The 14201-nt window shown below is 68.5% G+C and carries 10 protein-coding genes; 5 read left to right on the top strand and 5 right to left on the bottom strand.

Annotation, left to right across the window (positions count from 1 at the left end):
- Position 1: 1 nt before the first annotated feature.
- Both ACZ48X_RS00150 and ACZ48X_RS00155 read right to left on the bottom strand, forming a co-directional pair.
- Positions 2-1645, bottom strand: a complete 1644-nt coding sequence (locus ACZ48X_RS00150) for an ArnT family glycosyltransferase (protein ID WP_336351598.1) — start codon at positions 1643-1645, stop codon at positions 2-4.
- Positions 1642-3027 carry an arylsulfotransferase (asst) gene (locus tag ACZ48X_RS00155; protein WP_336351597.1) on the bottom strand — a complete coding sequence of 462 codons (1386 nt, stop codon included), beginning with the start codon at positions 3025-3027 and terminating at the stop codon, positions 1642-1644. Before ACZ48X_RS00155 ends, ACZ48X_RS00150 begins: the two co-directional genes overlap by 4 nt.
- A gap of 228 nt (positions 3028-3255) precedes the next feature.
- Here ACZ48X_RS00155 and ACZ48X_RS00160 point away from each other — a divergent pair, with 228 nt between their 5' ends.
- Positions 3256-5055 carry an ABC transporter substrate-binding protein gene (locus tag ACZ48X_RS00160; protein WP_336351596.1) on the top strand — a complete coding sequence of 600 codons (1800 nt, stop codon included), beginning with the start codon at positions 3256-3258 and terminating at the stop codon, positions 5053-5055.
- On the top strand, positions 5055-5867 hold the full coding sequence (locus ACZ48X_RS00165) for a phosphatase PAP2 family protein (protein WP_336351595.1): 813 nt from the start codon (positions 5055-5057) through the stop codon (positions 5865-5867). Before ACZ48X_RS00160 ends, ACZ48X_RS00165 begins: the two co-directional genes overlap by 1 nt.
- Before the next feature lie 154 nt (positions 5868-6021).
- On the opposite strand, the gene ACZ48X_RS00170 is transcribed toward ACZ48X_RS00165, so the two are convergent.
- Together ACZ48X_RS00170 and ACZ48X_RS00175 are read right to left on the bottom strand one after the other, a co-directional pair.
- The gene (locus ACZ48X_RS00170) at positions 6022-6783 is read right to left on the bottom strand and encodes a DNA-directed RNA polymerase subunit epsilon (RefSeq protein WP_336351594.1); all 762 of its coding nucleotides are present in this window, start codon (positions 6781-6783) and stop codon (positions 6022-6024) included.
- 178 nt (positions 6784-6961) lie between these two features.
- A complete protein-coding gene (locus ACZ48X_RS00175) occupies positions 6962-7741 on the bottom strand; it encodes a hypothetical protein (protein WP_336351593.1) in 780 nt (259 codons plus the stop codon).
- A gap of 151 nt (positions 7742-7892) precedes the next feature.
- Between ACZ48X_RS00175 and ACZ48X_RS00180 the strand changes: the two genes are divergently transcribed.
- The 3 genes from ACZ48X_RS00180 (at position 7893) to ACZ48X_RS00190 (ending at position 13718) form a co-directional block, all read left to right on the top strand.
- Positions 7893-8234, top strand: a complete 342-nt coding sequence (locus ACZ48X_RS00180; protein WP_336351592.1) for a hypothetical protein — start codon at positions 7893-7895, stop codon at positions 8232-8234.
- A gap of 103 nt (positions 8235-8337) precedes the next feature.
- Positions 8338-9789: an MATE family efflux transporter gene (locus ACZ48X_RS00185; protein ID WP_336351591.1), complete on the top strand. Its 1452-nt coding sequence runs from the start codon at positions 8338-8340 to the stop codon at positions 9787-9789.
- 398 nt (positions 9790-10187) lie between these two features.
- Positions 10188-13718: a tetratricopeptide repeat protein gene (locus ACZ48X_RS00190; protein ID WP_336351590.1), complete on the top strand. Its 3531-nt coding sequence runs from the start codon at positions 10188-10190 to the stop codon at positions 13716-13718.
- Between the two features lie 53 nt (positions 13719-13771).
- Here the strand turns inward: ACZ48X_RS00190 and ACZ48X_RS00195 are convergent, their stop codons facing one another.
- On the bottom strand, positions 13772-14194 hold the full coding sequence (locus ACZ48X_RS00195) for a PaaI family thioesterase (RefSeq protein WP_336351589.1): 423 nt from the start codon (positions 14192-14194) through the stop codon (positions 13772-13774).
- Positions 14195-14201: the final 7 nt, after the last annotated feature.

The raw sequence follows: 14201 nt of genomic DNA on the forward strand, positions 1-14201 counted from the left end.
GTCACCGAGCGCCGACGTGGTCGACCGGACGCGAGTCGAGAGCGACGTCGGTGTCGGTCTCGACCGCGTGGAAGACGACGACGCCGTCGTTCTCGTACGCACGCTCCCAGTCCGCGGACGCCTCGAACGAGCGATCGAGGACGCCGAACTGCTTCGCTGGATGGCCGCGCACGGTGTACGACCCCTTCGGGACGACGACGTACTCCGGGACGCGAGAGACGTTCGTCGACGCCGCCTCGACGCAGCGAGCGGTCTGACAGCGCGAAGACGTTTCGTACGCCCGGATGTGGTCGTAGAAGAGGTCCGGGTTCCGCCACTCGACCCCCCACGGCCCGACGACGATCGTGCGGTCAGCGAGCAGCGGGAACCACTCCGCGGCGTCACCGAGGACGACGAACGTCGCGTCCTCGTCGGTCTCGCGCTCCGCCCACTCCATCGCTTCGACGGACTCGTCGTCGAGGAACTCGGGCGTCGTCGGGTCGCTCTCGAGCGTCATCTCGTGCGCGAGGTACGCGCCGCCGACCGCGGTCGACAGGACGAGGCAGACAGCGGCGACCGCACCGATGGTCGCGTGCTCGTCGACGCTGAGCGACCGTGCGACGTCCGACGCGACCCCGACGACGTTCGTTCGGTCGACGACGTCCACGACCGTCGCCGCGATCGCGAACGCACCGACTGCGTACGAGAACCGCGGTTGCTTGAACGCCAGTTCGGCGAACGCGAGCCAGAGCGGGACGAAGACTCGACGACGGAACAGGAGGTACGCGCCGGCGGCGAGTGGGACGAGTACGGCCAACGACGCGTACCCGATGATGGCGTTCGCGCCACCGCCGACGCCGCCGTGCGTGCCCGCGGCGGACGTGAACTGGTCGACGCCGAACGTCGCGATCGCCCACGCGATCCAGGGGGACGCGATGACGGCCCCGCCGAGCCCGATGACGAGCCCGCGTCCGAACCCGGCGACGGTCCGGGACTCGGCGAGGTAACAGATGAGAATCGAGCCCGCGGCGAACACGGTGTACGTCGGGTGCGAGAGGACCGTGCACCCGAACGCGACAGTCGCGACCACGACCGGTCGCAGCCGCTCGGTGGTGAACGCGCGGTACGCGGCGGAGATCGCGACGAGCGCGTACAGGAACGCAAACCCGCGGACCACGCCGCCAGCGGAGACGTGCCACTGGAGTACCTGCGGGTTCAGGCTGAGTGCGACCGCGACGGCAGCGCCCGCGGGCCGCGAGTCAGTGAGGTCGCGGCCGAGGACGTACGCGGGGATCGTCGCGAGGACGACCGCGAGCCCGGGGAGGACGCGCGCGATCGTCACCGGTTCAGCGCCGAGTTCGAGGAGGACCGCGACGACGTAGAACTGGAGGGGCGGATAGGAGAACGGGACGCCGTCGCTCGTGTAGTGCTCGACGTTCGTCGGTGGCACGAACCCGTTCGCCGCGATCTGCTCGGCGAACTCGACGTACAGTCCCGCGCCGAACGCGGGGTACGCGTTCGTCGACAGGTAGATGCTGACGGCGACGAGCGCCGGGAGCATCGAGAGCGCGATCCACCCGCGGTCGCGGGACGTGACCGGGGTGACTCGTTCCAGTCGACCGAAGGCGCGCTCCGACCGCACCCGGATCCAGGACGACACGCTCATGAATCACGTCGGAAGGTGACGGGCAGCCGGAGGCCGAGACTGAAGCTCGCCCAGTGGTACTCGAGGACCACCCACGCGGGAACCACGAGGCCGACGAGGACCGCGGCGATAGCGTGCGGCGTCTCCACCCAACGCGGGAAGACGTACGCGATCGCGTTCCGGAGACTCTGCGGGAGCAACGAGCCCCCGCCACTGCCGCCACCAGCCGTTGCGGTGTGGTTCGCGAGGTCGGCGGACGCGGCGCTCGGCCCGCCCGCGCTCTCGTCGCCCGTCCCGAGTCGCTCGGCTTCGTACGGGAACCCGATGGAGGCCGTCCAGACGACCTCGCCCTCGGGGTTCACCTCGAACACGCGGTCACCGTGCGAGTCCGTGATGAGCGTGTTCCCGTTCGGGAGACGGTCGGCGTCCCGCGGCCACGTCATCCGGGCGTCCGACCACGTCCACGAGCGCTTCCACTTGCCGTCCTCTCGCTGGTACTCGACGACGCGACCGTTCTCGGAGTCGGCGACGAGGATCGCTGGGCCGCCCTCCTCCTCGGGGATGAAGTCGGGGTTGTGCTGCTCGTAGAGCGTGCTGTGGTTGCCGTCCGCCCCGAGCGTCCAGTCCTCCATCAAACCGTCCTCGAAACTGATGAAGACGACCTGGTCCTGGTTCCGGAGGTCCGCCATGACGGCCGCCTCGCCGTCCACCTCGACGTACTCGACGTCGTTCAGGTGCGTCCAGTCCTCGGGGTACGGGCCGCCGGATTCGACGTCGAAGTCCGACTGAGCGTCCCACTCCCACGTGACGAGGTCCGTGGTCGTATTCACGACGTACACGCGGTCCTGCGAGATGTCGGCGACGAGCAGTCGGTGCTCGTCGATGCGGTCGACGTCGTGCCAGCGCGTCGAATGTTTTCCTGGAGTGATACGACTGTAGACGGTGGTGCGGTTCCCGGTCGTGAGATTCACCCGGACGACGCCGTTCTCCGTACACGGCCCGTCGCCGTTGCAGGACTCCCGATCGAGGTGGTCAGCATACACGAACTCGACGGTGTTTTTCGTCCCCTTCACGGGGTCGACGTCCCAGTATCGCGTGTGGCGGTTCTCGTAGTAGTAGATGCTGCCGTCCGGCGCGAAGGCGGCGAGTTCCGCCATCGCGCGCGGGGCGTCGTTGTCGTCGCTGACGAAGGCGTTCGAGTCGGTCCCGACGACCGTCACGTCGTCGCGTTCGCCGACGACGGGGGACGTGTTCCCGGAGCGGAACGCCTGTTCGACGGCCGGGTCGCCAGTGACAGCGTCGCTGGTTCGTTGCGCATCCACGTAGCCGACGACGAGGACCCCGGTGGCCAGGAGAACGAGGAGGGCGAAGAGACCGCGAAGCGACTGCCGACGCGTGACCATACGTAGAGCATTCAGGACGCCATCTTGAAACATCCACCTAATCCGACGGAACCGATAATAAATCGCGTGACACGTTACGCGTCCTCTACGTTCGGTTAGGTACCCAAGTGATTTGACGCAGACTCATCTAGACTCAGGTGAATGGACCCGCTACAGTCTCCCCGACCGACCCGACGCCAGGTCCTCGGGGCCACCGCCACCGTCGGTCTGGCGGGCGCGAGCGGCTGCATGCGGCGGCTCAGGTCGATCACCGGCTGGCAGTCGCGGTCGCGGGTATCGCTCGAGATCAAGACCGCGCCCGCAGACAGCGACCCGTACGCCCTCCGCATCGCGCGCCAGCTCGCGTCCTGGTACGACGCGGTCGGGATCGACGCATCGGTCGTCCCCCTCGCCGAGGAGGAACTCTACCGAAAGCTCCTCCTCGACCACGACTTCGACGTGTTCGTCGGCCGACTCACCCCGGGTATCCGGCGACCGGACGACCTCTACGCCCTCCTGCACTCGCAGTACGCGAACGCGCCAGGCTGGCAGAACCCGTTCGGGTACGCGAACCTCGGCGTCGACGAGCGACTGGTCCGCCAGCGACAGACGACCACCACGAGGCGACAGCGGACGGTCGCACGACTCCAGCGCTCGATCGCGCGAACGCAGCCGTTCACGACGCTGGTCGCACCCGACGACGTCCGCGCAGTCAGGACGTCGCGATTCGACGGCTGGACGACGGGGGCGCTCGACGCACCGACCGGCTTCCTCGCGCTCCAGCCAGCCCCAGGCGCGTCGTCGTACGAGACGGAGACGCTCCGCGTCGTCGTCACCGACGACCGCGTGACGGAGAACCTGAATCCGCTCGCGGTCGAGTACCGGCGCGGCGGGTTCGTGATGGACCTCCTCTACGACTCGCTCGGGTACGCGACCGCCGACGGTACCGTCGAGCCGTGGCTCGCGGCGTCGTGGGACGTGACGACGAACGACCCTGCGCCGACGGCGACCGTCACGCTGCGCGAGGACCTGACGTGGCACGACGGCGAGCCGTTGACGGCCGGTGACGTCGCGTTCACGTTCCGGTTCCTCGCCGATACGACGCTCGACGACGGATCCAGTGGCGGGACGTCGACGGGCACGACAACGACGACCGTTCGAACGGACGCGAGTGGCGGGACGACGCCCACGGCCACGACGAACACCGACACTCGTACGCTCCCCGCCCCGCGGTTCCAGGGGCGTGCCGGCCTCGTCCGGGACGCGAGGGTTCTCGACGAACAGACCGTCGAGATGCAGTTCGTGAACTGCGAGCCGCACGTCGCGAAGCACGCGTTCACCGTGCCGCTGCTCCCCGAGCACGTCTGGGTGGAGCGAACCGGGAAGGCGTCGATCAGCGGAATCGAGTTCGGGGCCGCAACCGAGGCGCTCGTCACCGACAACGTCCCACCGGTCGGGAGCGGCGCGTTCGAGTACGCGTCGCACGCGCCACGCGAGTCGCTCGAACTCGAGCGGTTCGACGAGTACTTCCTGGAACGCGATACCGCCCCGAACGTCGGCCGGCATCTCGGGGACGGCCCTGCGTTCGACCGGCTCTCCGTGCAGACGGTCGGGTCCGACTCGACGGCCGTCGAGATGGTCGCGGACGACGAGGCCGACGTGACCGGGACGCCCGTCGGAGCGAGCACCGTCCCACGTATCGGGCGGTCGAACGACCTCGACCTCCTCGTCGCTCCGTCCGACCAACCGTACGTCGTCGGGTACAACGCGGAACGCGAACCGCTCACCAATCCGCGATTCCGGAACACGCTCGCTCGCCTCGTCGACCAGTCGTCCATCGCAAACGACACGTTCACGAGGTACGCCACGCCGGTCGCGAGTCCGCTCGCGGGCACGCGCTGGCTCCCCGACGACCTCGCGTACGACGAAACCCACCCCGTCACGCCGTTCCTGGGCGAGGACGGAGAACTGAACGTCCGGAAGGCCCGTCGCGTCTTCCAGGAGGCCGGCTTCGAGTTCGCGGACGGCCACATGGTGCGTACCGACTGATGACGCTCCTCGAGACCCTCACGTCGATCGGCGTCGTCGTGCTATCGCTGCACTGCGTCGGTGCAGTGACGATAGTCGGCCGTCACCGCCTCCGAGCGTGGCGACCGCGACTCCGCTCAAACCTCGAGCGATCCTGGCGGATCGCTGTCGCGCTCGTCGTCGTCCTCGCGTTGAACAAGGTCGTTCGCGACGTCGGCGTGGAACTGTCGTGGTTGATCGGTGCGAAGATCACGGGCACCATCTACGCGCTCGAGGGCGGTCTCGTCGCGACGATACAGTCGTTCGCGACACCACCGTTGACGACGTACTTCGGATTCATGTACGTGTACGGGTACACGTTCCTGCTGACGTTCCCACTCCTTGCGTACGGCCTGCATCGGGACTGGCGACAGCTGCGGGTTCTCCTGGTCGCGTACGCGCTGAACTACGCCGTCGGGCTCGTGTTCTACGTCGCGTTCGTCGCGTACGGCCCCCGGAACTTCATGCCCGAGCAAGTGCAGTCGCTCCTGTACGTGCAGTGGCCGGACGTCCAGCTCGTGACGAGTCGCGTGAACCGGAACACGAACGTCTTCCCGAGCCTCCACGCGTCGCTGTCGGCGACGGTCGCTCTCGTCGCGTACCGGTTCCGCGAGTCGTACCCGGCCTGGACACCGATCGCGACCGCGTTCGCGGCGTCGATCGCGCTGGCAACGATGTACCTCGGCATCCACTGGTTCACCGACGTCGTCGTCGGGATCGCGCTCGCCGTTGCGAGCGTCGCGGTCGGCACCCGGTTCGTGCCACTCGTGGACGACGCATCGTCGGTACGGTAGAGCGACGTGAACGAGAGCGTCGACCGCGGCGACTGACGCGTCGGCGGAACGCCGAAGGCCTCCAACGAAGCGAGGTGACCGAACGCGGTCGAGGTCACTCATCGGCGAACGAACCCGTAGTCGCGAGTATCGAGGGCCGCCCCTCGGACTACTGTCAGTACTCTCCGGGGTCGGGGTCGTTCGTCGACGTCTCGGCTGGCGGTTGTTTCTCCGAACCGAACGCGGGCATGGCGGGGTCTCGGTACGGCGACCGACCGAGGACGGCGCCCTCGAGGTCCTGTTCGACGAGTTGCTCGCGGAGCGTGCGCTCCATCCGGTTGAGTTTCGTCACGTCGAGGTCGAGACCGTCGAGGAGGTCGCGGAAGTCCGACTCGTCGGACAGCGAGTCGTAGCGGTCGTACAGCGACGCCATCTCGTCGGGGTTCAGGCTGGCGACGAACTCCTGGTCCTGGAGGCCGAGTTGCTTCTCGCGTTCGTCGTCCACGACGTACTTCAGGACGACGAGCGCGACCTTCTCGATGGCGCGCTGACTCCCGAACACGGTGAGGTCGAGGTCCACCATGATCCCCATCGCGCGGTCGCGCTCCCACGGCGTCACGTCGAGCGCCGAGCAGTACGCGTGCGTGATACGGGCTTTCTCGAGGCGATGCATGCGTGCGCTGTGACCGGCCATCGCCGGGTGCTGTTCGTCGTGGAGGCGCCGGAGGTTCTCGCTGACGTCGCCGTGGGGGGAGTCCGGGCGGCCGATGATGGTCGCCGCGGGCGTCGCCACGTCCCACCGCCGGAACCGCTCGTCCTTCACGGCGTCCACGCGCGACAGCGACCCGTCTCCCGGGCCCGCACTCACGTCTCGGCGCTCGAACCCGTCGTCCACGTCCCTCGGGTCGTCGACGGACGCGGCAGACCGCTCGGTCATACGCAGACGCTACGACCCCGCCGGTACTTAAACCGTGGGACGACAGACGGCAGAAAGGACCTCGCGCGACGCCGAAAGACGGCGTCAACCTCCTCACCACGACCCATTGCGACCAGAATGACTTAAAGGATGTACTGGTGGTCGGTCTGCGAGGGAAGACCTCCAGCTCGCCGTCGGGTCAGACGCCACCCGTCGAGATTGAGTGCCCGACGAACCGCGCATCACCCGTCTCGTAGGAGACGAGTTCTATCGACATCCGCACGCCGCCATCTCCGTCGGTCTTCGCCCACTGCACGGGGATCTCGAGTTCGGGCGACAGGCAACCGGTCTCCGCGAGCTCGTCGCCGAAGTAGAACTCGTAGGTCAGGCACTCGACGCCACCGATGGTGTCGCGGCCGGTGACGGTGATGTTCCCGACCGCGTTCTCGAACTCGGCGCCGACCTCGAAGGGAACGTCGTTCTGGACGAAAATCCCGGATGCGTCCTGTGATTGGGCGACGAAGACGACGCCGCCCTCGTTCATGTTCTCGGACAGCACGTCGACGACGCTCTCGGGGTCGTTCGCCGACGCCGCGAACGTGTTCGTCGTGTCGCGAGCGTCGGACGTGTGCGAGATGGTCAACTCGGCGTCGTCGCCGTCGACGACCACGTCGACGACGGTGGTCGCGTTCTCGCCGTACGCGTACGTCCGGTACTCGTAGCGTTCGCTCCGGTCGAACTCGAGCATCGCTATCTCGGGGCGGTCAGCGACCGCCTCGCTTCCGTCGTCGTCGCCAGCACCGCCGCCGTCGCCGTCCGACGAGGCGTCGCCAGTATCGCCGCCCCCGCTGCCGTCACCGGCCGGTGCGTCGTCTCCCGACGGGTCGCTGGTCGTGGCGTCGGCGTCGCCGGCGCCGCCGCTGCAGCCCGCGAGCGCGACCATCGCGACCACACAGAGCAAGAGCAGGGTTCGTGTCATGACCTCGAGACGGTAACTGGTCATATCAACGTTACTGTGAGTCCCTCCTCGGTCGCCCCCTCACCGTCCTCAGAGCGGTCTCACCGCCGAGCTCGAGGGTGGACCGACACGCGTGCGAACGTTTTTCATCGACGGAACCGACGTCGTGGACGTGCCAGTGCTCCGACCCGTCGGCGTCGGCGTTCTCGCCTTCCCCGTCCTCGCCGGCGTGGCGTTGGCGACGTATCCGACCACAGTACTCGTCGTCGGCGTGCCCGTCGGCGTCGTCGTCGGCTTCGCGAGCGACGGGTGGCTGGCCGCCATCCTGAACGGCGTCCTCGCCGGGGTCGCCATCGGCGCACTCTTCTTCACCGCTGGCTACCTCCTCGTGACCAGTCAACCGCGGTTGGCTCCCGGCGCCGGCATCTCCCTGATGCTCATGGCTCTGGTCGCCGTCGCCTTCGTCGTCCAGAGCACGGTCTCCGCGCCGCTTGGAAACGTCCTCAAGCGATGACCGCACGCGACCGCGGACCGTGCGAGCACACCCCGAACGAGCCCTTCTCGCGGCGTTCCGCGAAGGAAACCCCTATGTTTTCGAATCGAAATACTCTCTCGTAGTGGTCCGGTACCAGAATCCAGTCCGCTTGCTGCTGCTCGCCGTCGGCATCCTCCTCGCCCGCCTGGGGTTGGTGCGCCGCGAGCACGTGGTGCGGACGACGGACCTCTCCTGGCCGCGCATCGTCACCGGCCTGGCGCGGATGTCGAAGAACGCCGTCGACGTGGCGATGGTCGGCATCGCGGTCGGCGAGGTCGCCATCGCGGGCGTCGGGTTCGCCGGGCCGTTCTGGGGGATCGCGTTCTCGCTCGGCGGCGGGTTCGCCGCCGGCACCATCGCACTCGTCTCTCAGGGATTCGGCGCGAACGCGCACGACGAGATCGGGCAAGCGATACGGTCGAGCGCCGTCATCGTTCTCGCGCTCACCCTCCCCGTCGCCGCCGTGTTCGCGTCCATCCCCCACGACCTCGTCGCGCTCATCGCGAACGACGAGGCGACCACGCGCGCCGGCGCCGACTACCTCCGCGTCGTCGCGTTCGGCGTCCCGTTCGCCGGCCTGAACCTCGTCGGAAGTCGCGTCTTCATCGGGGCGGACGACGCGTGGACGCCGATGCTCGTCCGCGGCGGCGGCGCCATCGTGAACATCCTCGCGAACGCCGTCTTCATCTTCGTCCTCGACATGGGCGTCACGGGCGCCGCGCTCGGGACGGTTCTCGCGAACGTCCTCGTCACCGCGACGTTCGTCGTCGCACTCCTCGCGGGCCGCATCCCCGGCGTCGGCGACCTCCCCGTCACGGTCGACCCGTTCGGAACCTACCTCCACTGGGACACCATCACGGACGTCTTCGAGATCGGGTTACCCGTCGTCGGTCGGAACTCGGTGTGGACGATAGCGAAGTTCCCGATGCTCGCCATCGTCGCGCTGTTCGGGCCGAGCGTCGTCGCCGCGTACGTCATCGTCCGCCGCATCATGGGCCTCATGAACACGCCCGGGTGGGGGTTCGCGCTCGCCGCGTCCAGCCTCGTCGGCCAGGAGCTCGGCGAGGGCGACGAGGCGGACGCGGAAGCGTACGCGAACGACATCCTCGTGTTCTCGCTCGCGACGTACGCCGTGTTCGCGGTGGTCGTCGCCGCGTTCGCCCAACCCATCGTCGAACTGTTCGTCGGCGCGGACGCGGACCCGAACACGGTCCCGACCGCTGTCGGACTGACGTACGCGGCGTGCGTCGCCGTGCTCGCCCAGAGCGTCAAGGGCACGGCCGCGGGGCCGCTCGACGCGTCGGGCGACACGAACGTCACGTTCTACAGTCAGGCCGTCGGCATGGTCGGGTTCGCCATCCCGCTCGCGTACGTCGGCGCGGTCGTCCCCGCGGTCGGTATCGCCGGCCTCTACCTGTCGTTCCTCGGCGAAGCACTCGTGCCGGCCGTCATCAACTTCTGGCGGTACCGCTCCGGGAAGTGGAAGGCCATCAGTCAGGAGTACAGGCCGGATTCGCCAGTTGCTGACGACTGATAGACGGGTGCACGAGACGGACGGTTCGTCGAGGCGGTGTACGTCGAAGCCCCCCCGGGTCTCCGATGCGAGTCGGTGGCACCGCGACAGACGGCGGTCGAGTCGAGCGGCCCACTGGTTCTATCAACCATTTCAACCCCCAGTGGGCCGCTCAAGCACTCCCTCTTGGATTCTCCGGGACCACTCTCGGAGTCGTCCGGAGTCACTCTTGGGTTCGGAAGCGGGCAACTTCCGTCCCACCCGAACGGAGCCGATGCGGACGGATTTACTCACTGCCTGACGCGGCTTCTCACCGGTCGAGAAGGTACGCACGCTGGCAGGTCCTGGACGGGGAGGGGATCCGCCTAAAGACATTAGTGTAACTGCCTCTTGAGGACTGTATCAAGAGTCGTCATCAGATGCTCGGCCCCGACTCCCTCTCGCTCGTCGTCAAACGCGCGGACTTCATCAGCGCACTCGCCGACCAACCGCTCGAGAAACGCGAGCTGACCGCGGAGCTGGATTACTCGCGAGCCACCGTGAACCGTGCAGTCGGCGAACTGGAGGACGCCGGCCTCGTCAGGGACGCGGCCGCCGGCCACGAACCGACGCTCGCGGCGACGCTCGCCGTCGAGACGTACCACGAGTTCGTCGCCACGGGGACCGACGTGCTCGACGCGAGGTCGCTGCTCGCCGGTCTCGACCACGACGCGGCCGTCGGGCCCGAACTCCTCGAAGCCGCAGACCTGTCCTCGGCCGACGACGCCGGGACGTACGCGAACTTCGAACGCGTCCGCGACTCCATCGACGATGCCGACGCCGTCCAGGTCGTCGTCTCGAGCGAACGTGCGCTCCCGGCGCTCGACCACTGGCAGAACGCGCTCGTCGCCGCGCCGGACGCGACCGTCGTCCTCGACGAGTCGCTCTACGAGTCGGTTCGCCGCGAGCACCGGTCGCTCTCCTGGCTCGCCGAACAGGGCGTCGACGTGCTCGCGGGTGACGCGCCGTCGTTCACGCTGGTTCTGGCCAGGGGCGACGGTGTCGAGGCCGTACACGTGTTGCTGTACGACGAGGACGCTGGCGGGTTCGGACTGGTCCGGAACGACTCGACGGCGGCGATGGAGTGGGCGAACGCACTCGTCGAGTCGGGCCGGGAGACCGCGGAAGCCGTCGGCGAGACGTTCGAGTCGACGTCGACGAGTGACGCGGCGTCGAGACGGCACGGCTGTCGTTCCACGTCACTCCCCCGGGTACTCGAAGCGGAAGGGTTCGTGTCGCTCTCGGAGTCGTACTTCGAGACCCATCGGTCGCGAGACCTGGCGACCGCGCTCCGAACGGGATTGACGCTCGCGGACGTCAGGGACGGACTCGCCATCGAGCGGCGCGTGCCCGACGAGTCCGCGTCGGAGTCGCTCACCGAGTCGCTCCTCGACCGCCTGGACGCGGGCGAGGACGTCGCGGTCGTCGGGCAGCCGGGTGCCGGGAAGAGCACGGTCTGCAAGGCCGTCGCCTGCGAGTGGGAGGACAGCGGACGCGGAACCGTCCTCTACCGGGCGTCCGGGCACCGACAGCCCGTCGAGTCGGTGGCGAGCCTCAGGGGATTCGTGCGCGAACGAACCGAAGACGTCCTCGTCGTCGTCGAGGACGCGGTCCGCCCGGAGGCGAACGCGGTCCTCGAGGTCGCCGCCGAGTACGCGTCCACCGACGACGTCCAGTTCCTCCTCGACGCCCGCGACTCGGACTGGAGCGAGACGCGACTCCTCCCCGTCGACGCGACCGTCCGCGAGTACAAGAACGACGGGGTCGCCGTCACGAGAGTGTCACCGCCGGACGCCGCCGAGTGTACGAGACTCCTCGAACGGTACGAGGCCGCGACCGAGACGACGCTCGACGTGACCGGCGAGGAACTCCTCGACGGCGTCGACGACGCGACGTCCGTGTCCGGCGGGATGTTCCTGCTCGCACACCACATCTGTCTCCGCGCCGACCCGCTCTCGGCGGCCGACGACGTCACGCCGACCCCGCTCGTCGAGGACGTCCAGCAGCGCATCAGGCCACTCCAGCGGGACGCCTCGGACGTCACGATAGCGACGGCGCTCCTGACGCAGTTCCTGACGGTCGCGGAGCTCCCGGTCCACGAGGAGTTCGTCCAGGCCCAGACCGTCGACGCGGACGTCACGACGGACGCCGTGCTGTCCGCACTGACCGAGCGACAGCTCGTCGTCGACGACGCGAGCGGCCTCAGAACGCCGCACAACCAGTGGGCGCACGTGTTCCTGACGGAGGCACTCGAGGTCCTCGTGGACGCACCCGAGCGACTCGGGGACGCGCTCGGGAACGTCCTCGACCTGACGGACGCGGACGCCCGGGCGGCGCTCGACGTCCGTACGCTGAACTCGCCGGTCCTCCAGCGTATCGCGTCGAACCCGACGGCGTGGGCGGACGACCTCGCGGACCAGCTGTTCGCGGCGACCGCGGGCTCGCTAGAGTTGGCGCCGTACTACGGGACGTTCGAGAACCCGACGTTCGACCTTCGCGACGCGTGCTCCGAGTCCACCGTCTTCGAGTGTGGGCACCGGCGCGCCGAACGGCTCTCTGACGCGGGCCACCTCGACGCTGCCGCTGCAGCGTTCCGCTCCGTCCTCGACGCCATCGACGCGCACGACGAGTCGTCGCGGTTCGACCGGCAGCGAGCGAACAGCCTGCTCGTCCTCGGGTCGGTCCTGGGGCGAGAGGGCGACCTCGACGCCTACGAGGACCACGTCGAACGCGCGCTCGAAATCCACCGCGAGAACGACCACGAGCACGGCATCGCTCGCTGTCACCTGGGGCTCAGCCAGATAGCGTTCCGGCGAGGGAACTACGACCGTGCGTCGGAACACGGGAAGACCGGGGCGTCGATGTTCGACGACCTCGGGGACCTGAGACGGAAGGCCAGGTGCCTTGAGTCCATCGCGGTCGACGAGTTCTCCACGGGCGACTACGATTCGGCTGAGACGTACGCGCGACGAGCGCTCGACATCCGGCACGAGGACGGGTCGAACTACGGGCTCACCAGCTGTTACGGGACGCTCGGTCGCATCGCGGAGCGACGCGGACGGCACGAGGACGCGATGACGTACCACCGGCGGTCGCTGACCGCGGCCGAGACCACGGGGAGCGACAAGTGGCGCGTGCAAGCCCTGAGCAACATGGGGAACGTCGCCATGCAGCTGGGACGGCTCGACGAGGCCGAAACGTACTTCGACAGGGCGGCCGGTCGAAACGAGTCCGTCGGCGAACCGAAGTTCGACGCCATCAGGAACGAGACGCTCGCGGAGGTCGCGCGGCGCCGCGGCGACCTCGGTTCGGCCGAGTCCCACGCCGACAGGGCGCTCGAGCAGGCGCGGGCTGCCGGTATCGAGCGCATCGAAGCGACGGTACGCACGCGCTTCGGGCAGCTCGCGTTGGCGCGCGATAACCACGAGACGGCTCGCGAGGAGCTCGCGGCCGCCCTGGAGACGTTCCGCGACCTCGGGGACGACCCCTGGCGGCTGAAGGCACGCATCAATCTCGCTCGCGTGGAACTCGCGGCGGGCGCGCTCGAGGCGGCCGCCGAGCACGCGTCGACGGCCGAGGAGTTGCTGGACGTGGAAGGGAGCGTCGCGCCGAACGCGCTGCTGTCGTGCGTCCGCGGCCGCATCAGCGAGCGACGAGGCGACAGCGAGCGAACGCGGGAGTGCTTCGCCGCCGCGGAATCGCTCGTCGACGAAGTCGTCGACCCGTACGTGCGGGCGGTCATCCATCAGCGAGTGGCGGCGTTCGCGAGGCGCGCCGGCAACGAGTCGAGCGCTATCGAGCACACCCGAACCGCGCTGGACCTCGCCGAGGCGGTCGGTGCCGAGCGAGTCGCGGCCGACGTTCGAGCGACGCTCGAGAGCGACACGTCACCGCCGCCCGCGGAGGACTGACGGCGTCCGCCGCCGGAGGACAAGCCGGGGCCGCCCGTGCAGGACGGACCGATTCAGTCCGAGTCCACGAACGGGTTCTTCCCGTCCACCATGTTGGTCTTGTAGACGCCGCGGGTCTTCGCGATGGTGTTCCCGTCGTCGTCGTGGAGTTCCGCTTCGACGACGCCGGTCTCGCTCCCGTACCGGTCGACGACGGCTTCCCCGTGGACGTCCCCGGTTGCGGGCCGCAGGTAGTCGATGCGGACGTCCAGCGTCGGGCCGGGATTCCCTTCGACGCTCGCCAGCGCGGCGGCCGAGAGCGAGTCGGCGAGCGCGAACGGGACGGCGCCGTGGGCAAGCCGCGTCGACTCGGAGAGCGAGTGATGGTCGTCGAGCTCGATCTTTCCGCGCGCCACGCCGTCCTCGGCGTCGGTGATCTCGATGCCGAGGTGCTGGCCGAACGGGTACCGGTCGTTGAAACGTTCGATGACGTCCATGCCCGAG

The sequence above is a fragment of the Halorubellus litoreus genome (assembly GCF_055378595.1).